The sequence below is a fragment of the Pseudomonas sp. B40(2017) genome (assembly GCF_002112855.1).
GTDB classification, from domain to species: domain Bacteria; phylum Pseudomonadota; class Gammaproteobacteria; order Pseudomonadales; family Pseudomonadaceae; genus Aquipseudomonas; species Aquipseudomonas pharyngis.
Genome location: NZ_NEIT01000009.1, coordinates 61,580 through 86,961, shown reverse-complemented (window position 1 = coordinate 86,961; position 25,382 = coordinate 61,580). Strand labels below are relative to the sequence as shown.

23 protein-coding genes are annotated in these 25,382 nt (G+C 61.5%); 13 read left to right on the top strand and 10 right to left on the bottom strand.

The window, feature by feature from the left end; genetic code table 11:
* Position 1 precedes the first annotated feature (1 nt).
* The 6 genes from CAF76_RS24555 to gloB all read right to left on the bottom strand — a co-directional run bounded on the left by CAF76_RS24555 (position 2) and on the right by gloB (position 8,479).
* Positions 2 to 1,021, bottom strand: coding sequence for an ABC transporter permease (locus CAF76_RS24555; RefSeq protein WP_007956945.1), 1,020 nt, complete (start codon positions 1,019 to 1,021; stop codon positions 2 to 4).
* Between the two features lies 1 nt (position 1,022).
* Entirely contained in the window at positions 1,023 to 2,096 is a 1,074-nt protein-coding gene (locus CAF76_RS24550) for a microcin C ABC transporter permease YejB (protein ID WP_039770815.1), read from the bottom strand.
* A gap of 4 nt (positions 2,097 to 2,100) precedes the next feature.
* Positions 2,101 to 3,942: an extracellular solute-binding protein gene (locus tag CAF76_RS24545; RefSeq protein WP_064595499.1), complete on the bottom strand. Its 1,842-nt coding sequence runs from the start codon at positions 3,940 to 3,942 to the stop codon at positions 2,101 to 2,103.
* Entirely contained in the window at positions 3,939 to 5,771 is a 1,833-nt protein-coding gene (locus tag CAF76_RS24540; protein WP_085648922.1) for an extracellular solute-binding protein, read from the bottom strand. Before CAF76_RS24540 ends, CAF76_RS24545 begins: the two co-directional genes overlap by 4 nt.
* 365 nt (positions 5,772 to 6,136) lie before the next feature.
* Positions 6,137 to 7,612, bottom strand: coding sequence for a transglycosylase SLT domain-containing protein (locus tag CAF76_RS24535; protein ID WP_064595503.1), 1,476 nt, complete (start codon positions 7,610 to 7,612; stop codon positions 6,137 to 6,139).
* Positions 7,613 to 7,711: 99 nt separating this feature from the next.
* Positions 7,712 to 8,479, bottom strand: a complete 768-nt coding sequence (gloB, locus tag CAF76_RS24530) for a hydroxyacylglutathione hydrolase (RefSeq protein ID WP_039770970.1) — start codon at positions 8,477 to 8,479, stop codon at positions 7,712 to 7,714.
* A gap of 65 nt (positions 8,480 to 8,544) precedes the next feature.
* On the opposite strand from gloB, the gene CAF76_RS24525 reads away from it, so the two are divergent.
* Entirely contained in the window at positions 8,545 to 9,303 is a 759-nt protein-coding gene (locus CAF76_RS24525) for a methyltransferase domain-containing protein (RefSeq protein ID WP_011333614.1), read from the top strand.
* Positions 9,304 to 9,395: 92 nt separating this feature from the next.
* Positions 9,396 to 9,857 (top strand): ribonuclease HI, encoded by a 462-nt coding sequence (rnhA, locus tag CAF76_RS24520; protein WP_085648923.1) that lies wholly within the window; start codon positions 9,396 to 9,398, stop codon positions 9,855 to 9,857.
* Here rnhA and CAF76_RS24515 read toward each other — a convergent pair whose 3' ends face one another.
* Positions 9,858 to 10,163 carry a DUF2388 domain-containing protein gene (locus CAF76_RS24515; RefSeq protein WP_085648924.1) on the bottom strand — a complete coding sequence of 102 codons (306 nt, stop codon included), beginning with the start codon at positions 10,161 to 10,163 and terminating at the stop codon, positions 9,858 to 9,860.
* Positions 10,164 to 10,351: 188 nt separating this feature from the next.
* Here CAF76_RS24515 and dnaQ point away from each other — a divergent pair, with 188 nt between their 5' ends.
* The 3 genes from dnaQ to CAF76_RS24500 all read left to right on the top strand — a co-directional run bounded on the left by dnaQ (position 10,352) and on the right by CAF76_RS24500 (position 14,150).
* Positions 10,352 to 11,110: a DNA polymerase III subunit epsilon gene (gene dnaQ / locus CAF76_RS24510; protein WP_039770804.1), complete on the top strand. Its 759-nt coding sequence runs from the start codon at positions 10,352 to 10,354 to the stop codon at positions 11,108 to 11,110.
* Between the two features lie 155 nt (positions 11,111 to 11,265).
* On the top strand, positions 11,266 to 13,521 hold the full coding sequence (locus CAF76_RS24505; RefSeq protein ID WP_085648925.1) for an Orn/Lys/Arg decarboxylase N-terminal domain-containing protein: 2,256 nt from the start codon (positions 11,266 to 11,268) through the stop codon (positions 13,519 to 13,521).
* Positions 13,522 to 13,535: 14 nt separating this feature from the next.
* The gene (locus CAF76_RS24500) at positions 13,536 to 14,150 is read left to right on the top strand and encodes a GNAT family N-acetyltransferase (RefSeq protein ID WP_085648926.1); all 615 of its coding nucleotides are present in this window, start codon (positions 13,536 to 13,538) and stop codon (positions 14,148 to 14,150) included.
* Here the strand turns inward: CAF76_RS24500 and CAF76_RS24495 are convergent.
* Positions 14,116 to 15,009, bottom strand: coding sequence for a LysR family transcriptional regulator (locus CAF76_RS24495; protein WP_039770801.1), 894 nt, complete (start codon positions 15,007 to 15,009; stop codon positions 14,116 to 14,118). The two genes, CAF76_RS24500 and CAF76_RS24495, sit on opposite strands and share 35 nt — an antisense overlap.
* Positions 15,010 to 15,094: 85 nt before the next feature.
* Positions 15,095 to 15,331 carry a hypothetical protein gene (locus tag CAF76_RS24490; protein WP_007956926.1) on the bottom strand — a complete coding sequence of 79 codons (237 nt, stop codon included), beginning with the start codon at positions 15,329 to 15,331 and terminating at the stop codon, positions 15,095 to 15,097.
* A gap of 185 nt (positions 15,332 to 15,516) precedes the next feature.
* Between CAF76_RS24490 and CAF76_RS24485 the strand changes: the two genes are divergently transcribed.
* Both CAF76_RS24485 and CAF76_RS24480 read left to right on the top strand, forming a co-directional pair.
* Positions 15,517 to 16,074: an NADPH-dependent FMN reductase gene (locus CAF76_RS24485; protein ID WP_039770799.1), complete on the top strand. Its 558-nt coding sequence runs from the start codon at positions 15,517 to 15,519 to the stop codon at positions 16,072 to 16,074.
* 168 nt (positions 16,075 to 16,242) lie between these two features.
* Positions 16,243 to 17,526, top strand: coding sequence for an arsenic transporter (locus tag CAF76_RS24480; protein ID WP_085648927.1), 1,284 nt, complete (start codon positions 16,243 to 16,245; stop codon positions 17,524 to 17,526).
* A gap of 74 nt (positions 17,527 to 17,600) precedes the next feature.
* Here CAF76_RS24480 and CAF76_RS24475 read toward each other — a convergent pair whose 3' ends face one another.
* Complete coding sequence (locus tag CAF76_RS24475; RefSeq protein ID WP_085648928.1) at positions 17,601 to 18,551, bottom strand: DUF1853 family protein; 951 nt, start codon at positions 18,549 to 18,551, stop codon at positions 17,601 to 17,603.
* Between the two features lie 114 nt (positions 18,552 to 18,665).
* Between CAF76_RS24475 and CAF76_RS24470 the strand changes: the two genes are divergently transcribed.
* The 6 genes from CAF76_RS24470 to pepN are packed head-to-tail and all read left to right on the top strand — an operon-like array spanning position 18,666 to position 25,179.
* Complete coding sequence (locus CAF76_RS24470) at positions 18,666 to 19,556, top strand: NAD(+) kinase (RefSeq protein ID WP_011333623.1); 891 nt, start codon at positions 18,666 to 18,668, stop codon at positions 19,554 to 19,556.
* Positions 19,553 to 20,527: a metallophosphoesterase gene (locus tag CAF76_RS24465; RefSeq protein WP_169432621.1), complete on the top strand. Its 975-nt coding sequence runs from the start codon at positions 19,553 to 19,555 to the stop codon at positions 20,525 to 20,527. The genes CAF76_RS24470 and CAF76_RS24465 overlap by 4 nt, the downstream gene beginning before the upstream one ends.
* Positions 20,524 to 21,393 carry a rhomboid family intramembrane serine protease gene (locus CAF76_RS24460; RefSeq protein ID WP_064595524.1) on the top strand — a complete coding sequence of 290 codons (870 nt, stop codon included), beginning with the start codon at positions 20,524 to 20,526 and terminating at the stop codon, positions 21,391 to 21,393. The genes CAF76_RS24465 and CAF76_RS24460 overlap by 4 nt, the downstream gene beginning before the upstream one ends.
* Positions 21,394 to 21,423: 30 nt before the next feature.
* Positions 21,424 to 21,684, top strand: coding sequence for a YeaC family protein (locus CAF76_RS24455; RefSeq protein WP_085648930.1), 261 nt, complete (start codon positions 21,424 to 21,426; stop codon positions 21,682 to 21,684).
* Entirely contained in the window at positions 21,681 to 22,511 is an 831-nt protein-coding gene (locus CAF76_RS24450; protein ID WP_064595529.1) for a DUF2797 domain-containing protein, read from the top strand. The genes CAF76_RS24455 and CAF76_RS24450 overlap by 4 nt, the downstream gene beginning before the upstream one ends.
* A 10-nt stretch (positions 22,512 to 22,521) precedes the next feature.
* Positions 22,522 to 25,179 (top strand): aminopeptidase N, encoded by a 2,658-nt coding sequence (pepN, locus tag CAF76_RS24445; RefSeq protein ID WP_085648931.1) that lies wholly within the window; start codon positions 22,522 to 22,524, stop codon positions 25,177 to 25,179.
* Positions 25,180 to 25,382: the final 203 nt, after the last annotated feature.

Here is a 25,382-nt window from a genome sequence, read left to right as displayed (position 1 = left end):
GTCACTTCCTCGGGTCGAAGGCATCGCGAGCGGACTCGCCGATGAACACCAGCAAACTCAACATCAGCGCCAGCACCGCAAACGCGCTCATGCCCAGCCACGGCGCCTGCAGGTTGGATTTGCCCTGGGCCACCAGTTCACCCAGCGACGGACTGCCGGCCGGCAAGCCGAAACCGAGGAAGTCCAGGGCGGTGAGGGTGCCGATGGCGCCGGTCAGGATGAAGGGCATGAAGGTCATGGTCGAAACCATCGCGTTGGGCAGGATGTGGCGGAACATGATCGCGCCGTTCTGCATGCCCAGCGCCCGGGCTGCGCGCACGTATTCGAGGTTGCGCCCGCGCAGGAACTCGGCGCGCACCACGTCCACCAGGCTCATCCACGAGAACAGCAGCATGATCCCCAGCAGCCACCAGAAGTTCGGCTGGACGAAACTGGCGAGGATGATCAACAGGTACAGCACCGGCAAGCCCGACCAGATCTCCAGGAAACGCTGGCCGGCCAGATCGACCCAGCCGCCATAGAAACCCTGCAAGGCGCCGGCGATCACGCCGATGATCGAGCTGAGCACGGTCAGGGTCAGGGCGAACAGCACCGAGACCCGGAAGCCGTAGATGACCCGCGCCAGTACATCGCGGCCCTGATCGTCGGTGCCCAGCAGGTTGTCCGCCGACGGCGGTGCGGGGGCCGGGACTTTCAGGTCGTAGTTGATGCTCTGGTAACTGAACGGAATCGGCGCCCACAGCACCCACGCATCCTTGGCCTTGAGCAGTTCGCGGATGTACGGGCTCTTGTAGTTGGCTTCCAGCGGGAATTCGCCGCCGAAAGTGGTTTCCGGGTAGCGCTTGATCGCCGGGAAGTACCAGTTGTTGTCGTAGTGCACCACCAGCGGCTTGTCGTTGGCGATCAGTTCGGCGCCGAGGCTCAGGCCGAACAGGATCAGAAACAGCCACAGCGACCACCAGCCACGCTTGTTGGCCTTGAACAGTTCGAAGCGCCGGCGGTTGAGAGGGGACAGGTTCATCTCAATGCTCCCGGCTGGCAAAGTCGATACGCGGATCGACAAGGGTGTAGGTGAGGTCGCCGATCAGTTTCACCACCAGCCCCAGCAGGGTGAAGATGAACAGGGTGCCGAACACCACCGGGTAATCGCGGTTGATCGCCGCTTCGAAACTCATCAGGCCGAGGCCGTCGAGGGAGAAAATTACTTCCACCAGCAGGGAACCTGTGAAAAAGATGCCGATGAACGCCGACGGGAACCCGGCGATCACCAGCAGCATTGCGTTGCGAAACACATGGCCGTAGAGCACGCGGTGGCGGGTCAGGCCCTTGGCCTTGGCGGTGACCACGTACTGCTTGTTGATTTCGTCGAGGAAGCTGTTTTTGGTCAGCAGGGTCATGGTCGCGAAGTTGCCGATCACCAGCGCCGTCACGGGCAGCGCCAGGTGCCAGAAGTAATCGAGGATCTTGCCGCCCAGGCTCAGCTCGTCGAAGTTGTTCGAGGTCAGGCCGCGTAAAGGAAACCAGTCCAGATAGCTGCCGCCGGCAAACACCACGATCAGCAAAATCGCAAACAGGAACGCCGGAATCGCATAGCCGACGATGATCGCCGAACTGGTCCAGACGTCGAAATGGCTGCCGTGCCGCGTGGCCTTGGCGATCCCCAGCGGGATCGACACCAGGTACATGATCAGCGTGCTCCACAGCCCGAGGGAGATCGACACCGGCATCTTTTCCTTGATCAGGTCGATGACCTTGGCGTCGCGGAAGAAACTGTCGCCGAAATCCAGCCGGGCGTAGTTCTTGACCATGATCCAAAGACGTTCCGGGGCCGACTTGTCGAACCCGTACATCTTCTCGATTTCCTTGATCAGCGCCGGGTCCAGGCCCTGCGCTCCGCGATAGGAGGAGCCGGCCACCGATACTTCGGCACCGCCGCCGGCGATGCGGCTGGTGGCGCCTTCGAAACCTTCGAGCTTGGCGATCATCTGCTCCACCGGCCCGCCGGGCGCGGCCTGGATGATCACGAAGTTGATCAGCAAAATGCCGAACAGGGTCGGGATGATCAGCAGCAGTCGCCGAAAAATGTACGCCAGCATCTGATTACTCCGTGCCCACAGGGTCGGCTTGCAGTTGGGTTTCGACTTCTACCGCAGGTTTCGCATCGGGTTTGACCCACCAGGTGTTAATGCCGATGTCGTACTTGGGGGAGACTTTCGGGTGGCCGATGTGGTTCCAGTACGCCACGCGCCAGGTCTTGATGTGCCAGTTGGGGATCACGTAGTAGCCCCATTGCAGCACACGGTCCAGAGCGCGGGCGTGGGCCACCAGGCTTTTGCGCGAATCGGCGTTGATCAGGTTTTCCACCAGATGGTCGACCACCGGGTCCTTGAGGCCCATTGAATTGCGGCTGCTGGACTTGTCGGCGGCGGCGCTCATCCAGAACTCGCGCTGTTCGTTACCCGGCGAGTTGGACTGCGGGAAGCTGCCTACGATCATGTCGAAATCCCGCGAACGCACGCGATTGACGTATTGCGAGACGTCGACGCGGCGGATCACCAGATCGATGCCCAGATCGCTGAGGTTGCGCTTGAACGGCAACAACACGCGCTCGAATTCGGTTTGCGCCAGCAGGAATTCGATGGCTACCGGTTTGCCAGTGGCGTCGACCATTTTGTCGTCGACGATTTTCCAGCCGGCCTCTTGCAGCAGCTGATACGCCTCGCGCTGTTGCGTGCGGATCATGCCGCTGGCGTCGGTTTTCGGATTCTCGAAGGCTTCGCTGAACACCTGCGCCGGCAGCTGGCTGCGGAACGGATCGAGGATTGCCACCTGTTCTGCATCCGGCAGGCCGGTGGCGGCCATTTCCGAGTTTTCAAAGTAGCTGCGGGTGCGCGCATAAGCGCCGTTGAACAATTGCTTGTTGGTCCATTCGAAGTCGAACAGCAGGCCGAGGGCCTGGCGTACCCGCACGTCCTGAAACACCGGACGGCGCAGATTGAAGACGAAGCCCTGCATGCCGGTCGGGTTGCTGTTGGCAATCTGTTCCTTGATCAGCCGCCCTTCGGTCACTGCTGGCACGTTGTAGGCATTGGCCCAGTTTTTCGCGGCCATTTCCAGCCAGTAATCGAACTGCCCGGCTTTCAACGCTTCCAGTGCGACGGTGTTGTCGCGGTAATAGTCGGTGGTCATTACGTCGAAGTTGTAGAAACCGCGATTGACCGGCAGGTCCTTGCCCCAGTAGTCCTTGACCCGCTCGTAACGCACCGAACGCCCGGCCTTCACTTGGGTGACCTTGTACGGGCCGCTGCCAAGAGGAATTTCCAGGTTGCCCTTGTTGAAATCACGCTCAGCCCACCAATGTTTGGGCAGCACCGGCAACTGGCCGAGGATCAGCGGCAGTTCGCGGTTGTTGGTGTGCTTGAACTTGAACAGCACCTTGAGCGGATCTTCGGCGATTACCTCCTCAACGTCGGCGTAGTAACCGCGATACATCGGCGCGCCTTCCTTGGTCAGGGTCTGGAAGCTGAACACCACGTCGTCGGCGCGTACCGGGTGGCCGTCGTGAAACTTCGCTTCGGGACGCAGGTAGAAGCGCACCCAGCTGTTGTCCGGAGCCTTTTCGATCTTGCTGGCGATCAGGCCGTATTCGGTGAATGGCTCGTCGAGGCCCTGTTTGGCCAGGGTGTCGTAGATCAGCCCGATATCGTCCGCCGGTACGCCTTTGCTGATGAACGGATTAAGGCTGTCGAAGCCGCCGAAGCCGGCCTGACGGAAGATTCCGCCCTTGGGCGCGTCGGGGTTCACGTAATCGAAGTGTTTGAAGTCGGCGGGGTATTTCGGCGGCTCGTTGTACAGGGTCACGGCGTGTTGCGGGGCGGCACAAGCCAGCCCGGCGAACAGCAGACCGCTGGCCTGCACAAGCAGGGCGCGGATAGGCTTCATCGATCTTTCTCCGAAGATTTCAGCCACCACGCGCTCAGGCCCAGGGTGTAGGGCGGCGTGGTGACGAAGGCGAACCGGTTGCGGTACGCCAGACGGTGATAATTGAGGTACCAGTTGGGAATGCTGTAGTGCTGCCAGAGCAACACTCGGTCGAGTGCCTTGCCGGCGGCGACTTGTTCGTCGCGGGTTTGCGCGGCGAGCAAGTGTTCAAGCAAATGATCGACCACCGGATTGGCGATGCCCGCGTAATTCTTGCTGCCCTTGACGTTTACCTGGCTGGAGTGGAAGTACTGCCATTGTTCCAGGCCCGGGCTTAAGGTCTGGCCTAGCGTCATCGAGATCATGTCGAAATCAAATTGATCGAGGCGCTGTTTGTACTGCGCGCGATCGACGGTGCGCAGGCGCGCCTCGATGCCGATACTGTTGAGGTTCTCGATGTACGGCTGATAGAGACGCTCCAGGCTGGGATTGACCAGCATTAGCTCGAAGCGCAGCGGCTGGCCGGCGGCGTTCTGCAGGCGCTGGCCGTTGAGCTTCCAGCCGGCGTCAGCCAGCAACGCCAGGGCTTTACGCATGGTTTCCCGGGGGATGCCGCGCCCGTCGGTCTGCGGCAGCGTGAACGGTTCGGTGAACAGACGCGCCGGCAGTTGATCCTTGTACGGCTTGAGCATCAGCCATTCATGGCCGACCGGCAGGCCGACGGCGCTGAACTCGCTGTTGGGGTAGTAGCTGGTGGTGCGCTTGTAGGCCTCGCTGAACAAGGCGCGGTTGGTCCACTCGAAGTCGAACATCAGGCCGAGGGCTTCGCGGGTCTTGACGTCAGCGAAGGTCGCGCGCCGGGTGTTCATGAACAGACCCTGGCTCTGGGTCGGGATCTGGTGCGGGATCTGCGCCTTGATCACGTCGCCACGGCGCACGGCCGGGAAGTTGTAGCCATTGGCCCAGTTCTTCGCCTGATGCTCGATATAGATGTCGAACTCGCCAGCCTTGAACGCTTCGAAGGCCACATCGCTGTCGCGGTAGAACTCGACTTCCATGCGATCGAAGTTGTATTTGCCGCGATTGACTGGCAGGTCCTTGCCCCAGTAGTCCTTGACCCGCTCGAAAATCAACTGCCGGCCCGGTGTGACCGAGGTGATGCGGTACGGCCCGCTGCCCAGTGGGGGCTCGAAGGTGGTGGCCTTGAAGTCGCGGCCCTTCCAGTAATGCTGGGGCAGCACCGGCAATTCGCCCAGACGCAGGATCAGCAACGGATTGCCGCTGCGCTTAAGCACAAACCGGATGCGTTGCGGGTTGAGGATATCGACGCGCAGTACTTCCTGAAGGGCGGTGCGGTACAGCGGATGACCCTCCTTGAGCAGCAAACGGTAGGAGAACGCCACGTCGTAAGCGGTGATCGGCGTGCCGTCGTGGAAGCGCGCCTGCGGGCGCAGGTTGAACACCACCCAGCTGCGATCTTCGCTGTACTCCACCGATTGGGCGATCAAACCGTAACTGGAGGCCGGTTCGTCACCGGACGGCGCGTATTGCCCGGTGCCGACCATCAGCGGCTCGTTCAACTCGTTGATGCCGTATTGCAGGAAATTCGCCGTGGTGACCGGGCTGGTGCCCTTGAACGTGTAGGGGTTGAGCGTATCGAAGGTGCCAAACGCCATCACCCGCAACGTACCGCCCTTGGGCGCTTGCGGGTTGACCCAGTCGAAGTGGGTAAATCTGGCCGGGTACTTGAGCGTGCCGAACTGCGCATAACCGTGGCTTTCGGTGATCGTCGCGCTGACGGGGGAGCTCAAGGCCAGGCTGATCAGGAGCAGGAGGAGGGGACGCTTCAAGTCAGATCCGATCCAGGCGGCTTGGGCTTTGTGGGCCGTACAGTAACAGCTTGTATGGACAGGAAAAAGACAGAGGTTAATGTGGGGTTAATCGGCAAAGGAAAGCGCTCCCTCATCGGAACGCCGCCCGCCTAACCCTCTCCCGGAGGGAGAGGGAACTGACGGCGATGTCTTGCGTGATACATCGACCTGAAAAACCGAGTCGATTATGGATTCAAAGCAAGTCGTTCAAGTCGGCGTAGATCTCCAATATCCCCGGATCGGTCCCCTCTCCCTACGGGCGGTCCGACGTTTCGGGAGGGCTAGGGTGAGGGAAGGCTTTTGATCCAAGCGAAAAAAAGCCCCTGAAATTCAGGGGCTCCTGGTCAGTGCGGCTGGTAGACCGTGAGCATCTGCCCAGGCTTGAGCGCCTTGCCGGCGCCCGGGTTCCAGCGCTTGAGGTGCTGCATCTCGACGTTGAAACGCTTGGCGACCACGTACAGCGTGTCGCCGCGTTTAACCTTGTACTGGGTCTGTTTACCGTCGTCCTTTTCTCTGGTCTTGCTGCTGGTCTTGCTGTTGGCTGCGATGACCGTGTTGATGCGTCCGCCACTGCTGCGCGCCGGTGTGCGCTTGCTGGTGTCCTGCATGACCAGGGTCTGGCCGACCTTGAGGTTCTTGCCGGTGAGCTTGTTCCAGCGTTGCAGGTCCTTGACCTCGACCTTGTTGGCTTTGGCGATGGAACCGAGGTTGTCGCCACGCTTGACCCGATAGGCACGCTTGGCCTGTGCGATCTCGCTCGGATCGGCGCCTTCGAACACCGGTTTAAGCGAGCGCGGGCTGATCAGTTCGTCAGGGCGCATGGTCTGCAGGCTGGCGGTCAGCAGCTGCGCCTTCGAGGTCGGCACCAGCAGGTGCTGCGGGCCGTCGATGGTGGTGCGCTGCTTGAAGGCGGGGTTGAGCTGGAACAGCTCGTCTTCGTCGATGTTGGCCACCGCCGCGACCTTGGACAGGTCCATGCGCTGGTTGATTTCGACAACCTGGAAATACGGTTCGTTGGCGATCGGGTTGAGGTTCACGCCATAGGCTTCAGGCGTCAGGACCACTTGCGAGAGCGCCAGCAGTTTCGGCACGTAGGCTTGGGTTTCCGCTGGCAGCGGCAGGTTCCAGTAGTCGGTCGGCAGGCCGAGCTTTTCGTTGCGCTCGATGGCGCGGCTGACCGTACCTTCGCCGGCGTTGTACGCGGCCAGTGCCAGCAACCAGTCACCGTTGAACATGTCGTGCAGGCGGGTCAGGTAGTCCATCGCTGCCGTGGTCGAGGCAGTAATGTCGCGACGGCCATCGTAGAAACGGGTCTGACGCAGGTTGAAGTAGCGCCCGGTGGACGGGATGAACTGCCAGAGGCCCACCGCGTCGGCCCGGGAATAGGCCATCGGGTTGTAGGCGCTTTCGATGACCGGCAGCAGCGCCAGTTCCAGCGGCATGTTGCGTTCTTCGAGGCGCTCGACGATGTAATGAATGTAGAGGCTGCCGCGTTCGCCGGCGTTCTCGAGGAAGGAAGGGTTACTGGCGAACCACAGGCGCTGTTGCTCGATGCGCGGGTTCACGCCCAGACCTTCCTGCAGCTGGAAGCCACCGCGCATGCGCTCCCAGATGTCCTGAGGCACCTGCGGGCTGGGCTTTTCCGACAACCAGATGGGCTTCTGCTTGGCTCGCGCAGCAATGTTCGGCGTATGTGTCGCTTCAGTCTGCGGAGCATGGCTGGAACAGCCCGCCAGTGTGGCGGACACAGCCACCGCAATGGCTTGCGCCAGGCGGGTCAATGCATCTGAATTGACGGACTTACGTATGGATGACGACATTGGCTGGAAGTAAGTTCCGGGCAAAAATGTCGGGCGATTCTAGAAAGCGCACCCCCTGCGGTCAACCATTCAGAATTTTTGTACCAGGCAGGGAGCCACTTAGAACGTATCTTTCCATGCCCGCAGAGCCGCAAAAACCTCACTCGGCGCCCGGTTTTGAGGGCCGTTCCGTTCGTCCACTTTTTGTGTAACCAATATTTCACCGGTGCGCAAAAACGGGTTTGTGAGCTTTTCCAGCGCAAGCGTCGAGGGCAGCGTCATCACGCCATTCGCACGTTGCTGGCTGACTTTTTCCAGACGGGCGGCGATGTCCCGGTTGCCCGGCTCCACGGCGGCGGCGAATTTCAGGTTGCTCAGGGTGTATTCGTGGGTGCAGTAGACCAGGGTGTCTTCCGGCAGCGCCGCCAGACGGCTCAACGACTGGTGCATCTGTTGCGGCGTGCCTTCGAACAAACGGCCGCAGCCGGCAGCGAACAGGGTATCGCCACAGAACAGCAGGCCATGATGGTAGTAGGCGATGTGTCCCAGGGTGTGGCCGGGAACGGCATGGACGTCGAAGTCCCAGCCGAGCACGCGCACCGTGTCGTTGTCCTTGAGGGCCACGTCCCGCCCCGGAATACTTTCGCTGGCCGGTCCGTAGACCGTGGCACCGGTGGCCTTTTTCAGCGTCTCGACGCCGCCGACATGGTCGTGGTGATGGTGAGTGATGAGGATGTCGCCGAGCACCCAGCCCGGATGCGCGTCGAGCCACGCCTGCACGGGGGCGGCATCCCCCGGATCGACCACCGCGCAACGCTGGGTGGCATGATCCTGTAACAACCAGATGTAGTTGTCGGTGAAGGCGGGCAGGGCACTGATCTGTATCATCGTCGAATTCGCCAAGCGGGTAACATTGGCGCATCTTAGAGGTTCCTGGCGTGTTGGAGAATGCAATGATCGATAAAGCGTTCGCTCAGGCCGATCCTGACTGGCTCGCGCTGATCGGTGCAGCCCGTGAATGGCTGTCCGGCCCCCTCGGGCAATTTCTGCTGGACGAAGAACGGCGCATGCTCGAAGACGAGCTGGGCCGGTTCTTCGGCGGCTATCTGGTGCATTACGGCCCGTCCGCCGAAACGCCGCCGTCGGCGCCGCAGGTGCAGCGCAACGTGCGGCTGGGCGCGCCCTTGCCGGGCGTGGAGATCGTCTGCGAAGAACAGGCCTGGCCGTTGAGCGAGCACGCCGCCGATGTGGTGGTGTTGCAGCACGGCCTGGATTTCTGTCTGTCGCCCCACGGTCTTCTGCGCGAAGCGGCCAGCAGCGTGCGCCCCGGCGGGCATCTGCTGATTGTCGGCATCAACCCCTGGAGCACCTGGGGGCTGCGCCACGTGTTCGCCCATGACGCCTTGCATCAGGCGCGCTGTATCTCGCCGTCGCGGGTGGCGGACTGGCTTAACCTGCTGGGCTTCGCGCTGGAGAAACGCCGCTTCGGGTGCTATCGTCCGCCGCTCGCGTCACCCAAGTGGCAGGCCCGCTTGGCCGGCTGGGAACGCAAGGCCGGCGACTGGCAACTGTCGGGCGGCGGCTTCTATTTACTGGTCGCGCGCAAGATCGTGGTCGGCCTGCGTCCGGTGCGTCAGGAACGCCGCGAGCCGATGGGCAAGCTGATTCCGCTGCCGATGGCCAAGGTCAATCGCCGGCGCATCGAACCGTAAACCTTCTTTTATTTATGGCCGGGTATATCCCGGCCTTGGCCATCGTCGATCCGTGATCGGCGAGGCCACGCATTTTTTCTGGATAGACTGGCATGAGCGAAAGCGTCGATAGCGTAGAACTGTTCACTGACGGCGCCTGTAAAGGCAACCCCGGCCCCGGCGGCTGGGGCGCCTTGCTGGTGTGCAAGGGTGTTGAAAAGGAACTGTGGGGCGGCGAAGCCAACACCACCAACAACCGCATGGAGTTGCTCGGCGCGATTCGCGGCCTGGAAGCCCTCAAGCGTCCGTGCGAAGTGCTGCTGGTCACCGACTCGCAATATGTGATGAAAGGCATCAACGAGTGGATGGCCAACTGGAAGAAACGCGGCTGGAAAACCGCTGCCAAGGAGCCAGTCAAAAACGCTGACCTGTGGAAGGAGCTGGACGAGCAGGTCAACCGCCACAAGGTCACCTGGAAATGGGTCCGCGGCCACATCGGCCACCACGGCAACGAACGGGCTGACCAGTTGGCCAACCGTGGGGTGGATGAGGTTCGCGGTTACAAGCAGGGTTGATCAAAGCATCAAAATGGCAGTGGCCAGTTGCAGATCGGTATAGGGCTGACCTGGCAGCAGGCTGCGAATTCGCGTCAGCGCCGCTTCCATCTGTGCGCCGCGAATGTTCCCGTCGCTGGCAACGAACGCCGCGGCGTCATCCTTGGCCGCCAACACGATCTTGTCGTCCTTGAACGAACCGCTGGTGCCTTTGCTGGAGCTGAGCGTAAGGCTCATGGTGATGTCGGTGCTGATGACGAAACTGGTGGCGTGCGCTTCGGCCGCCAGCAGGCAGCCGCCGAGCATTAAAACGTATGCAGTCTTCATGACGCTCTCAATCCGCAGGAAACAAGCCGCGCACGCTAACAAGGCGGTTTGCCGCCGACTTTATGAACATTGCTAATGATTGTTAAAAACTGCATGAGCGCCGGTCACCTGACGGCGCGCGACGCGTACCGCGAGCGTGTTAACATCGCCGCTTTTGCACGATTGACCCCGTTGAGAGCTGAACACTGATGGCCACCAGATCCGTTGTACTCGATACCGAAACCACCGGCATGCCGGTGACCGACGGCCACCGGATTATCGAAATCGGTTGTGTCGAGCTGATCGGTCGACGTCTGACGGGCCGGCACTTTCACGTTTACCTGCAACCGGATCGCGAGAGTGATGAAGGCGCGATCGCCGTTCACGGCATCACCAACGAATTCCTGGTCGGCAAGCCGCGCTTCGCCGAAGTGGCCGACGAATTTTTCGAGTTCATCAACGGCGCGCAGCTGATCATCCATAACGCGGCGTTCGACGTTGGCTTCATCAACAATGAATTCGCCCTGATGGGCCAGCAGGATCGCGCGGACATCACGCAGCACTGCACGATCCTCGACACCCTGATGATGGCCCGGGAACGTCACCCGGGTCAGCGCAACAGCCTCGATGCCCTGTGCAAACGCTACGGCGTCGACAACTCCGGCCGTGAGCTGCACGGCGCATTGCTCGACTCGGAGATTCTCGCCGACGTCTACCTGACCATGACCGGTGGCCAGACCAGCCTGTCGCTGGCCGGCAACGCCTCCGACGGCAATGGCACGGGCGAGGGCGCGGACAACTCGGCCACCGAAATCCGCCGTCTGCCGGCAGATCGCAAACCGGGGCGGATCATTCGCGCTACCGAAGCCGAGCTGGCCGAACACCAGGTGCGCCTGGAAATCATCGCCAAATCGGCCGGTGCCCCGGCGTTGTGGACTCAACTGCTGGAAGCCGAAGCTCAGGCGTAAGGCAAAAAAGGATCGCCCGAACATCCAGGCCGTGTTCAGGCGATCCTTTGTTTTTGGCAGTACTGACAACTGGCCACCCTCGCCACATCCGCTCCGACCCTCTACCCTGAGGACATTGGCAGATCACTCTCCGCCGCCTCAGGACACTGAGCCTCATGTACAAAGATTTGAAGTTCCCGGTGTTGATCGTCCACCGCGACATCAAGGCCGACACGGTTGCCGGTGAACGCATTCGCGGCATCGCCCGAGAGCTGGAGCTGGAAGGTTTCAGTATCGTTTCGGCCACGGACTACACCGAGGGCCGGCTGGTGGCGTCGACCCACCATGGTCTGGCGTGCATGCTGATTGCCGCCGAAGACGCCAGCACCAACTCCCACCTGTTACAGAACATGGCCGAACTGATCGGTCTGGCCCGGGTGCGGGCGCCGGATCTGCCGATCTTTGCCCTCGGCGAGCAAGTCACCCTGGAAAACGCCCCGGCCGATGCCATGGCCGAGCTCAATCAGTTGCGCGGCATTCTCTACCTGTTCGAAGACACGGTGCCGTTTCTCGCCCGGCAAGTGGCGCGGGCGGCACGCAAGTACCTGGACGGCCTGTTGCCGCCATTCTTCAAGGCGCTGGTGCAGCACACCGCCGATTCCAATTATTCCTGGCACACCCCAGGCCATGGCGGCGGGGTGGCTTATCACAAGAGTCCGGTGGGGCAGGCGTTTCACCAGTTCTTCGGGGAAAACACCCTGCGCTCGGATTTGTCGGTGTCGGTGCCGGAGCTGGGCTCATTGCTCGACCACACCGGGCCGCTGGCCGAGGCGGAAGCGCGCGCCGCGCGCAATTTCGGCGCCGATCACACGTTTTTCGTGATCAACGGCACCTCGACCGCCAACAAGATCGTCTGGCACTCGATGGTCGGGCGCGATGATCTGGTGCTGGTGGATCGCAACTGCCACAAGTCGGTGTTGCACGCGATCATCATGACTGGCGCGATTCCGCTGTACCTGTGCCCGGAGCGCAACGAGCTGGGCATCATCGGCCCGATTCCGCTCAGTGAATTCAGTCGCGAATCGATCCAGGCCAAGATCGATGCCAGCCCGTTGACCAAGGGCCGCGAACCGAAAGTCAAACTGGCGGTGATCACCAACTCCACCTACGACGGCCTCTGCTACAACGCCGAGCTGATCAAGCAGAGTCTGGGCAACAGTGTCGAAGTCCTGCATTTCGACGAGGCCTGGTACGCCTACGCCGCGTTTCACGAATTTTTCGCCGGTCGTTACGGCATGGCCACCTCGCGCAGCGAGGACAGTCCGTTGGTGTTCACCACCCATTCCACCCACAAACTGCTGGCGGCGTTCAGTCAGGCTTCGATGATTCATGTGCAGGACGGCGGGGCGCGGAAGCTGGATCGCGACCGGTTCAACGAAGCGTTCATGATGCACATCTCGACGTCGCCGCAGTACAGCATCATTGCTTCGCTGGACGTGGCGTCGGCGATGATGGAAGGGCCGGCCGGACGTTCATTGCTACAGGAAACCTTCGACGAAGCCCTGAGTTTTCGCCGGGCACTGGCCAATCTGCGCCAGCACATCGCCGCCGATGACTGGTGGTTCTCGATCTGGCAACCGCCGGGTGTCGAAGGCATCGACCGGGTGCAGACCGAGGACTGGCTGCTGAAGCCTGATACGGACTGGCATGGTTTCGGCGAGGTCAGCGACGATTATGTGCTGCTCGATCCGATCAAGGTCACCCTGGTCATGCCGGGCCTGACCGCCGGCGGCGCTTTGAGCGACAAGGGCATTCCGGCGGCAGTGGTCAGCCGTTTCCTTTGGGAGCGCGGACTGGTGGTGGAGAAAACCGGCCTGTACTCATTTCTGGTGCTGTTCTCCATGGGTATCACCAAGGGCAAGTGGAGCACGCTGCTGACCGAACTGCTGGAGTTCAAGCGCAGCTACGACGCCAACGTCAGTCTCGACACCTGCCTGAAGTGTGTCGCCCAGGAAGATCCTGTGCGTTATCGCGGCATGGGCCTGCGCGATCTGTGCGATCAACTCCACGCCTGCTATCGCAGCAACGCCACCGCCAAACACCTCAAGCGCATGTACACGGTGCTGCCGGAAATCGCGATGAAACCGGCCCACGCTTACGATCAATTGGTGCGCGGTGAAGTCGAGGCGGTGCCGATTGATGAGCTGGAAGGCCGGGTGGCAGCGGTGATGCTGGTGCCGTACCCGCCGGGCATTCCGCTGATCATGCCTGGCGAACGCTTTACCGAATCCACGCGCTCGATCATTGAATACCTCAGGTTTGCCCGCACGTTCGACGCAATGTTTCCGGGGTTTGTGGTCGATGTGCACGGTCTGCAACACGAAGATGAGGGCAATGGACGGCAATACACCGTCGATTGCGTCAAGGAATGAGGGCTTTTCCGAGTATGCAACCGGTCATGAATCCGAAATACCCAGGGTTGTCGGTGCGAGTCGCCGACGACGGTTTTGCCGCTTACATCTGGGGCAGCGATTTCAGCTTCGAGGTGGCCGCCTACGGCACGGCCGAAATCGGCAAACCCGTGGCGCAATGGGCCGTGACGCCTATCGTGCCGTATCGCAAGTGCTACGGCATCGATCCGGAGGAGTTCAGCAGCTTTCGCGACGCCGCTGACAGTGCGATTTTCATGGCGTACCTGGAGGATGAGCCGGTCGGGCATCTGGTGATCAGCACCAACTGGAACGGCTTCGCCCATATCGATGAACTGGCGGTGCACGCTCCGGCACGGCGCCATGGTGTGGCCAAGGCCTTGCTGGACGTGGCGCAGTTCTGGAGTCGCAAGAAAAAGCTGCCGGGGATCATGCTGGAAACCCAGAACAACAACCTCGGCGCCTGCCGTCTGTATGAGCGCTGCGGGTATGTGATCGGCGGCATCGACCACTTGCGTTATCGCGGCATCGATCCGAACACCGCCGAAGTGGCGCTGTTCTGGTATCGATTGTTCGATAACCCGCTGGAGCATCCGATCAGTTCGCCAGCATCGCCTCGGCTTGTTCCGTGACGATCCCGAGCAGCGTCTGAATCGCCGCTGACGGCGTGGCGTGTTTGAAGGTCAGGGCATAGAGGCTGATCGGCACCGCGGGCGACAACGGGCAGACATCGAGACCGCCCGCCCGCGCGCCAAGGGCAGTGAACGGGTCGACGATCGCCAGGCCTTCGCCGGCCTCGACCATGCTGCGCATCATCTGGTGGGTCTGCACCCGGGTCTGGATGGTCGGCGCCGGGCGCAGGGCCTGGAGCTTGTTTTCCAGGGCCGGGCTCAGCGGGTCCTGGCCCTCGAGGCCGACCATCGCCTGGCCGGCCAGATCCTGCAGGGAAATGTATTTCTGCTTCGGTTGCAGCCAGCCGTGGGGCGCAAGCAATTGCAACTTGCCCTGGGCCAGCGGCTGGCAATGGATATCGGGGTGTTGTGGATCGTGCAGGCTCAGGCCCAGATCGCTGTCGCGCAGCAGCAGGTGGCGGACGATGTCGCGGGTCGGCTCGCTGAGCAGGGTGCAGGGCACGTCGGGCAGGCGCCGGCGCAGGGCGGCGAGGCTTTGCGGCAGCAGTTGCTGGGCCAGCGGCGGGGTGCCGATGATCCGCAAGGGTGGGGCGAGATATTGCTTGAGGCTGCTGGCCAGCCGTTGCACCGGTTCCAGCGCTTCATAGATGTGGCCGATCTCGACTTGCAGCGCCCGGGCCTCCGGGGTTGGCTGAAGTCGTCCGCGTACGCTGGCGAACAGCATGAAACCAAGCTGACTCTCGGCTTCGCGCAAACGCTCCTCGACCTCGGGCGCCGCTAGTTGCAGCCATTCGGCGGCGGTGCCCACGTGACCGGTCTGCAAAAGCGCCTGAATCACTTCGATATGACGTAAACGCATGCGTGAAGTCCATGTCCGGCCGTTGGGGTCAGTGGCTGAATCCTACCCCAACTCGGCGCGGATGACTTCTGCTCATAACGATCGGTTATGAAGCGACCGATGGCTCGGGTTCGCGGATCAGGGTGATGCCCGACTGAACCAGCAAAAACTCGTTGTCGTCGATCTTGTTGACGCGGTCGCCAATCGCCAGCTTGTAGGTGGTAACGGGCTCCGTGCCGGTGAAACCGTCTGCCGACGGGTTGGATTCCTGAAACTCATGCACGGAATAAACGCGGCCTTCCGCATCTCTTGCATGGAACTGACCGACGAGTACTGCTGCCATCTGCTTAGAACCTCTGGAGATAAAACGCTTGATTTGCGGCTTGGTAGACCGTCATCGAGCTTGGTAAGTTTTCCTACATGAAAAAAATATTCCAGACGCGGGAAATAACCTTCGGCGTCTGGTGGAATCGTCATCGGATCATCTATAACTACTGGCTCCTCCCACGGACAGTCGAGAGTCTTCCAATGAGCAATGTCTATAACGTCGCAGTAGTGGTCGGCAGCCTGCGCAAGGCGTCCATCAACCGCAAGGTCGCCTTGGCGCTGGCGGAACTGGCACCGGCCAATCTCAAGCTGAACATTGTCGAAATTGGCGATCTGCCACTCTACAACGAAGACATCGACGGCGATTCACCGCCGGCAGCCTACAGCACTTTCCGGCAAAAAGTGGGCTCATCCGACGCTCTGCTGTTTGTCACCCCGGAATACAACCGCTCGGTGCCGGCGCCTTTGAAGAATGCCATTGACGTCGGTTCGCGGCCCTATGGCAAGAGTGTCTGGAGCGGCAAACCGGGAGCGGTGATCAGCGTTTCGCCGGGTGCCATCGGCGGTTTTGGCGCCAACCAGCATCTGCGTCAGTCCTTTGTTTTTCTCAACGTGCCGTGCATGCAGCAGCCGGAAGCCTACTTGGGCGGCGCGGGCACGGCGTTCGACGAGGCGGGCAAGCTTAACGAGTCGGTGAAGCCGTTCCTGCAAAGCTTCATCAATGCGTTTGGTGAGTGGGTGACGCAGCACAAGAAGTGATTCGCTGATTTTTCTGACAAGATATCGACCCTGTGGGAGTGAGCCTGCTCGCGATCTCGGTGTATCAGCTGGCACATCAGTTGAATGACACACCGCCATCGCGAGCAGGCTCACTCCCACAGGTTTTGTGGTGCGGTTCAATTTTTCTTTTACTGAAGGCTGTCGCGAATGCTCGCTGCGTCACTGATTTTCCTGCTGACCATTACCCTGGTGATCTGGCAACCCAAAGGCCTCGGGGTCGGCTGGAGTGCAACGTTCGGCGCCATCGTTGCGCTGATTTTCGGCGTGGTACACCTGAGCGACATCCCGATGGTGTGGCAAATCATCTGGAACGCCACCGGCACGTTCGTAGCGCTGATCATCATCAGCCTGTTGCTCGACGAGGCGGGGTTCTTCGCCTGGGCGGCGTTACACGTAGCGCGGTGGGGACGGGGCAGCGGGCGCAAGCTGTTTGCCTTCATGGTGCTGCTGGGTGCGCTGGTCTCGGCATTGTTCGCCAATGACGGGGCGGCGCTGATCCTCACTCCCATCGTGATTTCCATGCTGCTGGCTCTGCGTTTTTCTCCGGCGGCGACCCTGGCGTTCGTCATGGGCGCGGGGTTCATTGCCGACACCGCGAGCCTGCCGCTGGTGGTGTCGAACCTGGTGAATATCGTCTCGGCCGATTTCTTCCACATCGGATTCAACCGTTATGCGGCGGTGATGGTGCCGGTCAACTTTGTCAGCGTCGCTGCCACGCTGGGCATGTTGCTCTGGTTCTTCCGCCGCGACATTCCCAAGGCCTACGACCCGGAACAGCTTGAACATCCGGAAACCGCCATTCACGACAAAGCCACGTTCTACGCCGGTTGGGCGGTGCTGGTGATTCTGCTGATCGGCTGTTTCGCGCTGGAGCCGCTGGGCATTCCGATCAGTGCAATCTCGGCGGTGTGCGCGGCGCTGTTGCTGGCGATTGCCGCGCGCGGGCACAAGATCTCCACGCGCAAGGTGATGAAAGAGGCGCCGTGGCAGATCGTGATTTTCTCGCTGGGCATGTATTTGGTGGTCTACGGACTGCGCAACGCCGGGCTCACCGATTATCTGGCCGGGTGGCTCAATGTATTCGGCGATTACGGTGTATGGGGCGCGGCGATGGGCACCGGGGTGCTGACGGCCTTGTTGTCCTCGATCATGAACAACCTGCCGACGGTGCTGGTCGGTCTGCTGTCGATCGATGCCAGCCAGGCCAGCGGTGTGGTGAAGGAGGCGATGATCTACGCCAACGTGATCGGCAGCGACCTGGGGCCGAAAATCACCCCGATCGGCAGTCTGGCGACCTTGCTCTGGCTGCATGTGCTGGAGCGCAAGAACATCAAGATCGGCTGGGGATATTACTTCAAGGTCGGGATCGTGCTGACGGTGCCGGTTCTGTTGGTGACCTTGGCGGCACTCGCCGTGAGACTTTCCATTTAGACCGAGTCGGCTCAATCGCTGCGGTGCGACGACTCGACTTGCCAGCGAAGGGGCCGGATCAGACGGCACAGAAATCAGGATTGGCCCGGCACATTCGGCCACAGATCCGACACCAGAAACAGCCGCTCGGCTTCTTCCCACTCGCCCCGGGCATTTTCGGTCAGGCGCACCATCAGTTGCGCCGGGGCCAGCGGTTCGAGTTCATCGAGCCAGGCCTGCAAGTGCCCGTTGCTCCAGGTCTGATCCGCCGGGTAGTGCGCCGGCGCCAGCCAGGCGTGGCGGGGCAGGGGTTGCCAGCGTCCGGCCGGGCGCTGAGCGACAAACGCCGGCCAGTCTTTCTGATGCAGCCAACTGCCACGCAAATGCTGAGGATGGGCGCCGCTGGGTGGCACCGACTGGCCGGGCCACGGATACAGCAAGTATCCGCCCAGCCACAGTTGCGCACTGAACGACCTGACATCCAGCGCCGCCAGCACTTCGCGGCTTTCCGGGCGCGCGGAGATCGGCAGCTGATGTTCGCTCAAATGCGCCAGTTTGCGATCCAGCCGATCATGACAACCCGGCCCCAGCCACGACGCCGGATCATGACCGTCGCCGTTCTGTGGGCCGAGGTAGAGCTTGATCGCCAGTTCCAGGTGGTGCACGCCGTCGCGGTCGCGCAGCAGCATGTCCAGCTCGCCGAGGGTGTGACCTTCGCGGCGGATCGGCAGGTTGGCGGCGATCAGTTCGATGCCTGGCGCGTGCTCCACCGCAAATTGCCACAACCGCTCGTAATACAGGCCCAGGCGCCGGGTGCGGGCCTGGGACAGCCAGTGCAGCAGGCCGTAACTGTCGCGGTCGAGCTGGCGCAACCAGTGTTCCAGGCGCTCGGGGTCGCTGACCCAGTCGCTGCCCGCCAGCGGATGGCGCTGCGGCCACGGGGTGGCGGCGAGCATCGGCGGGGCGAGGATCACCCACGCCAGATCACGCACCTCCGGGTGACGTAACTGGTGGGGCAACTGCAGCAAATCGGGAAATAGGATCATCTTGCGAGCATAGCCTCAAACACCGGTGCAGCCTTGGGGCTGAAAGGATTTTGTCTATCCGGCGCTTTCGCCCATAATCGTGCTTTTCGCCGTCTCAGTCCCCGCAGGAGTCCCATGGAGCAATTTCGTAATATCGGCATCATCGGTCGCCTGGGCAGCTCCCAGGTGCTGGATACCGTCCGCCGACTGAAACGCTTCCTGCTCGATCGTCACCTGCATGTGATTCTCGAAGACACCATCGCCGAAGTCCTGCCGGGCCATGGCCTGCAAACCTCGTCGCGCAAGATGCTCGGCGAAGTCTGCGACATGGTGATCGTGGTCGGCGGTGACGGCAGCCTGCTCGGCGCGGCGCGGGCACTGGCCAAACACAATATTCCGGTACTCGGGATCAACCGTGGTAGCCTCGGCTTTCTCACCGATATTCGCCCCGACGAGCTGGAAATCAAGGTCGCCGAAGTGCTCGACGGCCATTATCTGGTGGAAAACCGCTTCCTGTTGCAAGCCGAAGTCCGTCGCCACGCCGAAGCCATCGGCCAGGGCGATGCGCTGAACGACGTGGTGCTGCACCCGGGCAAATCGACGCGGATGATCGAGTTCGAGCTGTACATCGACGGCCAGTTCGTCTGCAGCCAGAAGGCCGACGGCCTGATCGTCGCCACTCCGACCGGTTCCACCGCGTACGCACTGTCCGCCGGTGGCCCGATCATGCATCCCAAGCTTGACGCTATTGTGATTGTGCCGATGTACCCCCATACCTTGTCGGGCAGACCGATCGTGGTCGATGGCAACAGTGAGCTGAAAATCGTCGTGTCCAAAGATATGCAGATCTACCCGCAGGTCTCCTGCGACGGGCAGAACCACTTCACCTGCGCGCCGGGCGACACCATCACCGTCAGCAAGAAAGCGCAGAAGCTGCGGCTGATCCATCCGCTCGACCACAACTACTACGAAGTCTGCCGGACCAAGCTCGGCTGGGGCAGCAAGTTGGGTGGTGGAGGCGACTGATGCTCGATCCCGCGCGCAGTTATGACCTGATTGGTGACGTGCACGGATGCGCCCTGACCCTGGAACACCTGCTGGACCGTCTCGGTTATCACAAGCAGGGCGGGGTCTGGCGGCATCCGTCGCGCATGGCCGTGTTTGTCGGCGACATCATCGACCGCGGCCCGCGGATTCGCGAGGCGCTGCACATCGTCCACGATATGGTCGAGGCCGGTCAGGCGTTGTGCATCATGGGCAACCACGAATTCAACGCACTCGGCTGGAGCACCCCGGCGCCTCCGGGCAGCGGCAAGCAGTTCGTCCGTGAACACACCCCGCGCCATGCCCGATTGCTGCACGAAACCCTGACCCAGTTCGAAGACCATCCGGGCGACTGGCACGATTTCCAGCAATGGTTCTACCAACTGCCGCTGTTCGTCGACGCCGGACGTTTCCGCGTGGTGCATGCCTGTTGGGATGCCGGCCTGATCGAGCCGCTGCGCGCGCTGTTTCCCGATGGCTGCATCGATGAACACTTCCTCCAGGCCTCGGCGGTGCCGGGCAGTTTCGCCTGCACCGTGTTCGATCGCCTGCTGCGCGGCACCGACATGCGCCTGCCGGATGGCCTGACCATGACCAGCGGCGATGGCCTGGTGCGTTCGTTCTTCCGCACCAAGTTCTGGGAAGACGACCCGCAGACCTACGGCGACATCGTCTTCCAGCCCGATGCACTGCCAGAGCCGGTGGCGCAGAAGCCGCTGACCTCCAGCGAAAAGAATTCCCTGCTGCGCTACGGCGTCGATGAGCCGTTGCTGTTCGTCGGTCATTACTGGCGCAGCGGCAAACCGGCGCCGATCCGCCCCAACCTCGCGTGCCTGGATTACAGCGCGGTGCTCTACGGCAAACTGGTGGCCTATCGTCTGGATCAGGAAACCCGCCTCGATCCGCATAAATTTGTCTGGGTCGACGTCGAGCGGCCGGAGGTGCTGCGATGAGTGCCATAGCCGTCTTGCGTGTGCCGTTGGCGGCGGACCTGAGTGGGTTCGTCAAACTGCTGCAACGCATGCAAGTGCCTCATCGCGTCAGCGAAGAGGCGGGCGAGCAGGTGTTGTGGGTGCCCTCGGAAATCAGCGACGACGTGCGCTCGCTGTACGAGCGTTTCCCGGCGGGCGACCCGGATCAGCAACTGGAAATTCCGGCGGCGCCGACGCTCAAGCGCCCGAGCTTCGCCGAGCAACTGAAACATGCCAAAGCCACCGGATTCATTCTGCTGCTGAGCCTGATCGTCGGCGGGTTGACCTTCCTTGGCGATAACCTCGACACGATGCGTTGGCTGACCTTCCTCGATTTTCGCGTGGTCGGCGACTACATCCACTTCACACCACTGGCCGACAGCCTGGCAGCGGGGCAGTGGTGGCGCCTGTTTACGCCGATGCTGATCCACTTCGGCATCCTGCACCTGGCCATGAACGGCATGTGGTACTGGGAGCTGGGGCGGCGCATCGAGTCGCGCCAGGGCAGCGTCAACCTGATCGGTCTGACGCTGCTGTTCGGCCTGGTTTCCAACTATGCGCAGTTCGCATGGGGCGGCCCGAGCCTGTTCGGCGGCCTGTCCGGCGTACTTTACGGATTGCTCGGTCACTGCTGGATCTTCCAGTTGCTGGCGCCGAACCCGGCCTATCGCCTGCCGCGCGGCGTGCTGGCAATGATGCTGGTGTGGTTGCTGGTGTGCATGTCCGGGCTGATCTCGATGATCGGTTTCGGCGAAATCGCCAACGCTGCCCACGTCAGCGGGTTACTCATCGGATGCTTAACCGGTTTGTTGGGCGGTTTGTACAACCGCCGTAAACTGGCCGCCTGAATTTTTTGAATAAAGAGCACGGAGACCCTGATGTCCTCTTTTAACGATTTGATCAAGAACATCACCCCGGAAATCTACCAGAGCCTGAAACTGGCGGTAGAGATCGGCAAATGGTCCGACGGCGGCAAACTCACCGCCGAGCAGCGCGAGCTGTCGTTGCAGGCGATGATCGCCTGGGAAATGCAGAACCTGCCCGAGGAAGAGCGCACCGGTTACATGGGCCCGCAGGAATGCGCGTCGAAGTCGATCGAAGTGCCGAACATCCTGTTCAAGTCGGACGCCCTCCATTGATCGAGATCGGCCGCGGTGCAATCAGCAAAATGTCGGCGCGCCTGGACGGGCCGAACGTGCAGTACGCGTTTCGTCTGGATGACGTCGAGGTGCCGGTCAACCCGTTGATCGGCAGCACGGTGCGTCTGGAATACCTGGGGGCGATTCACTGCACCCATTGCGGGCGCAGGACCAAGACCAGTTTCAGTCAAGGCTACTGCTATCCGTGCATGACCAAACTCGCACAGTGCGACATTTGCATCATGAGCCCGGAGCGCTGCCACTTCGAGGCCGGCACCTGCCGTGAGCCGGAGTGGGGCGAGAAGTTCTGCATGACCGACCACATCGTCTACCTGGCCAATTCGTCGGGGATCAAGGTCGGCATCACTCGCGCCACCCAGTTGCCGACCCGCTGGCTCGACCAGGGCGCCAGTCAGGCGCTGCCGATCATGCGCGTTTCGACGCGGCAGCAGTCGGGCTTCGTCGAAGACCTGTTCCGCAGCCAGGTGGCGGACAAGACCAACTGGCGCGCCTTGCTCAAGGGTGACGCGGCGGCGGTGGACCTGGCGCAGGTGCGCGATCAACTGTTCGAAAGCTGCGCCCCGGGTCTGCAAGGTTTGCAGGAGCGATTCGGTCTCCAGGCCATTCAGACCATCGCCGATGTCGATCCGCTGGAAATCCGCTACCCGGTCGAGCAGTACCCGGCCAAGATCGTCAGCTTCAACCTGGACAAGAACCCGATTGCCGAAGGCACGCTGCTGGGGATCAAGGGCCAGTACCTGATCTTCGACACCGGCGTGATCAACATTCGTAAATACACGGCCTACCAGCTCGCCGTGCATCAATAAGGACTTCAGCATGCGCACCGAACAACCGAAGATGATTTACCTGAAGGACTATCAGGCGCCCGAGTACCTGATCGACGAAACACACCTGACCTTCGAGTTGTTCGAGGACCACAGTCTGGTCCACGCGCAACTGGTGATGCGCCGCAACCCGGCCCGTGGCCCGGGCCTGCCGCCGCTGGTGCTCGACGGCCAGCAGCTGGAGTTACTCTCGGTGACCCTGGCCGACCAGGAACTGAGCGCCGCCGACTACCAGCTGACGGAAAATCACCTGACCCTGCAACCGGCCAGCGAGACCTTCACGGTCGACACCAGCGTCAGGATCCACCCGGAAACCAACACTGCACTGGAAGGCCTGTACAAGTCCGGCACGATGTTCTGCACCCAGTGCGAGGCCGAAGGCTTCCGCAAGATCACCTATTACCTCGACCGCCCGGACGTGATGAGCAAGTTCACCACCACCGTAGTGGCCGAGCAGCACAGCTATCCGGTGTTGCTGTCCAACGGCAACCCGATCGCCAGCGGCCCTGGCGAAGATGGCCGGCACTGGGCGACCTGGGAAGACCCGTTCATGAAACCGGCGTACCTGTTCGCGCTGGTGGCCGGTGACCTGTGGTGCGTTGAAGACTCCTTTACCACCATGACCAACCGCAATGTGGCGCTGCGCATCTATGTCGAGCCGGAAAACATCGACAAGTGCCAGCACGCCATGAACAGCCTGAAGAAGTCGATGCGCTGGGACGAAGAGGTCTACGGTCGCGAGTACGATCTGGACATCTTCATGATCGTCGCGGTGAACGACTTCAACATGGGCGCCATGGAGAACAAGGGCCTCAACATCTTCAACTCCAGCGCCGTGCTGGCCCGCGCCGAAACCGCCACCGACGCCGCGCACCAGCGGGTCGAAGCGATCGTCGCCCACGAATACTTCCACAACTGGTCGGGCAACCGCGTGACCTGCCGCGACTGGTTCCAGCTGTCGCTGAAAGAAGGCTTCACGGTGTTCCGCGATGCCGGTTTCTCCTCTGACATGAACTCGGCCACGGTCAAGCGCATTCAGGACGTGGCGTACCTGCGTACCCACCAGTTCGCCGAAGATGCAGGTCCCATGGCCCACGCCGTGCGCCCGGACAGCTTCATCGAGATTTCCAACTTCTACACCCTGACCGTGTACGAAAAGGGCTCGGAAGTGGTCGGCATGATCCACACCCTGCTGGGCGCCGAAGGCTTCCGCAAGGGCAGCGATCTGTACTTCGAACGCCACGACGGCCAGGCCGTGACCTGCGATGACTTCATCAAGGCCATGGAAGATGCCAACGGCGTCGACCTGACTCAGTTCAAGCGCTGGTACAGCCAGGCCGGCACACCGCGTCTGGCGGTGAGCGAGTCTTACGACGCCGCCGCGAAAACCTACAGCCTGACCTTCCGCCAGAGCTGCCCGGAAACCCCGGACAAGGTTGAAAAGCTGCCGTTCGTGATTCCGGTCGAACTGGGCTTGCTCGACAGCCAGGGCAACGAGATTGCCCTGCGTCTGGCCGGCGAAGACTCGGCTCAAGGCACCACCCGGGTGATTTCGGTGACCGAAGCCGAGCAGACCTTCACCTTCGTCGACATCGGCGAACAACCGCTGCCGTCCTTGCTGCGTGGCTTCTCGGCGCCGGTGAAACTGAGCTTCCCGTACAACCGCGATCAGCTGATGTTCCTGATGCAGCACGACACCGATGGTTTCAATCGTTGGGATGCCGGCCAGCAACTGTCGGTGCAGGTGCTGCAAGAGTTGATCGGCCAGCAGCAGAAGGGCGAAAGCCTGGTGCTCGACCCACGTCTGGTTTCCGCTTTGCGCACCGTGCTGTCGGACGAAACGCTGGATCAGGCGATGGTCGCGGAAATGCTCTCGCTGCCAAGTGAGGCATACCTGACCGAAATCAGCGAAATCGCCGACGTCGACGCGATCCACACTGCCCGTGAATTCGCCCGTCAGCAACTGGCGGACAACCTGTTCGAGGCGCTGTGGCTGCGTTATCAGGCCAACCGCGACCTGTCGAAGCAAACCCCGTACGTGGCCGAAGCCGAGCATTTCGCCCGTCGCGCATTGCAGAACATCGCGCTGTCGTATCTGATGCTCAGCGGCAAGCCGGAAGTGCTGGCGGCAACCCTGGAACAGTTCGACAGCTGCGACAACATGACCGAACGCCTGACCGCGCTGGCGGTGCTGGTCAACTCGCCGTTCGACGAGCAGAAAGCCACCGCACTGGCCAGTTTCGCCGAGCACTTCAAGGACAATCCGCTGGTCATGGATCAGTGGTTCAGCGTCCAGGCCGGCAGCACCTTGCCGGGCGGTCTGGAGCGGGTGAAAGCGCTGATGCAGCACCCGGCGTTCAACATCAAGAACCCGAACAAGGTGCGTGCGCTGGTCGGTGCGTTCGCCGGGCAGAACCTGATCAACTTCCACGCGGCGGACGGTTCGGGCTATCGCTTCCTCGCCGATTTGGTGATTGAGCTGAACGGCTTCAACCCGCAAATCGCTTCGCGTCAACTGGCGCCGCTGACCCGCTGGCGCAAGTATGACGGCGCTCGTCAGGCGCTGATGAAGGCGGAACTGGAGCGGATTTTGGCTTCGGGGCAGCTGTCCAGTGATGTGTATGAGGTGGTGAGCAAGAGTTTGGCTTGAGGCTGGTCGTTTTGGGTTGGTCTTGAGATGGTGTTTCAACTTTAGATCCAGCCCTCACCCTAACCCTCTCCCGGAGGGAGAGGGGACTGATTGCGGGATGCTTCAGATTTACGCCGACCTGATCCTGCTTTACCGAATCCATAATCGACTCGATTCTTCAGGTCGATGTATCGCGCAATACACCTCGGTCGGCTCCCTCTCCC

Excerpts from the sequence above, each read along its gene's own strand:
- CAF76_RS24555 (WP_007956945.1), bottom strand. The coding sequence starts at position 1,021 with ATGAACCTGTCCCCTCTCAACCGCCGGCGCTTCGAACTGTTCAAGGCC.
- CAF76_RS24550 (WP_039770815.1), bottom strand. The coding sequence starts at position 2,096 with ATGCTGGCGTACATTTTTCGGCGACTGCTGCTGATCATCCCGACCCTG.
- CAF76_RS24545 (WP_064595499.1), bottom strand. The coding sequence starts at position 3,942 with ATGAAGCCTATCCGCGCCCTGCTTGTGCAGGCCAGCGGTCTGCTGTTC.
- CAF76_RS24535 (WP_064595503.1), bottom strand. The coding sequence starts at position 7,612 with ATGTCGTCATCCATACGTAAGTCCGTCAATTCAGATGCATTGACCCGC.
- gloB (WP_039770970.1), bottom strand. The coding sequence starts at position 8,479 with ATGATACAGATCAGTGCCCTGCCCGCCTTCACCGACAACTACATCTGG.
- CAF76_RS24525 (WP_011333614.1), top strand. The coding sequence starts at position 8,545 with ATGATCGATAAAGCGTTCGCTCAGGCCGATCCTGACTGGCTCGCGCTG.
- rnhA (WP_085648923.1), top strand. The coding sequence starts at position 9,396 with ATGAGCGAAAGCGTCGATAGCGTAGAACTGTTCACTGACGGCGCCTGT.
- CAF76_RS24515 (WP_085648924.1), bottom strand. The coding sequence starts at position 10,163 with ATGAAGACTGCATACGTTTTAATGCTCGGCGGCTGCCTGCTGGCGGCC.
- dnaQ (WP_039770804.1), top strand. The coding sequence starts at position 10,352 with ATGGCCACCAGATCCGTTGTACTCGATACCGAAACCACCGGCATGCCG.
- CAF76_RS24505 (WP_085648925.1), top strand. The coding sequence starts at position 11,266 with ATGTACAAAGATTTGAAGTTCCCGGTGTTGATCGTCCACCGCGACATC.
- CAF76_RS24500 (WP_085648926.1), top strand. The coding sequence starts at position 13,536 with ATGCAACCGGTCATGAATCCGAAATACCCAGGGTTGTCGGTGCGAGTC.
- CAF76_RS24495 (WP_039770801.1), bottom strand. The coding sequence starts at position 15,009 with ATGCGTTTACGTCATATCGAAGTGATTCAGGCGCTTTTGCAGACCGGT.
- CAF76_RS24490 (WP_007956926.1), bottom strand. The coding sequence starts at position 15,331 with ATGGCAGCAGTACTCGTCGGTCAGTTCCATGCAAGAGATGCGGAAGGC.
- CAF76_RS24485 (WP_039770799.1), top strand. The coding sequence starts at position 15,517 with ATGAGCAATGTCTATAACGTCGCAGTAGTGGTCGGCAGCCTGCGCAAG.
- CAF76_RS24480 (WP_085648927.1), top strand. The coding sequence starts at position 16,243 with ATGCTCGCTGCGTCACTGATTTTCCTGCTGACCATTACCCTGGTGATC.
- CAF76_RS24475 (WP_085648928.1), bottom strand. The coding sequence starts at position 18,551 with ATGATCCTATTTCCCGATTTGCTGCAGTTGCCCCACCAGTTACGTCAC.
- CAF76_RS24470 (WP_011333623.1), top strand. The coding sequence starts at position 18,666 with ATGGAGCAATTTCGTAATATCGGCATCATCGGTCGCCTGGGCAGCTCC.
- CAF76_RS24460 (WP_064595524.1), top strand. The coding sequence starts at position 20,524 with ATGAGTGCCATAGCCGTCTTGCGTGTGCCGTTGGCGGCGGACCTGAGT.
- CAF76_RS24455 (WP_085648930.1), top strand. The coding sequence starts at position 21,424 with ATGTCCTCTTTTAACGATTTGATCAAGAACATCACCCCGGAAATCTAC.
- pepN (WP_085648931.1), top strand. The coding sequence starts at position 22,522 with ATGCGCACCGAACAACCGAAGATGATTTACCTGAAGGACTATCAGGCG.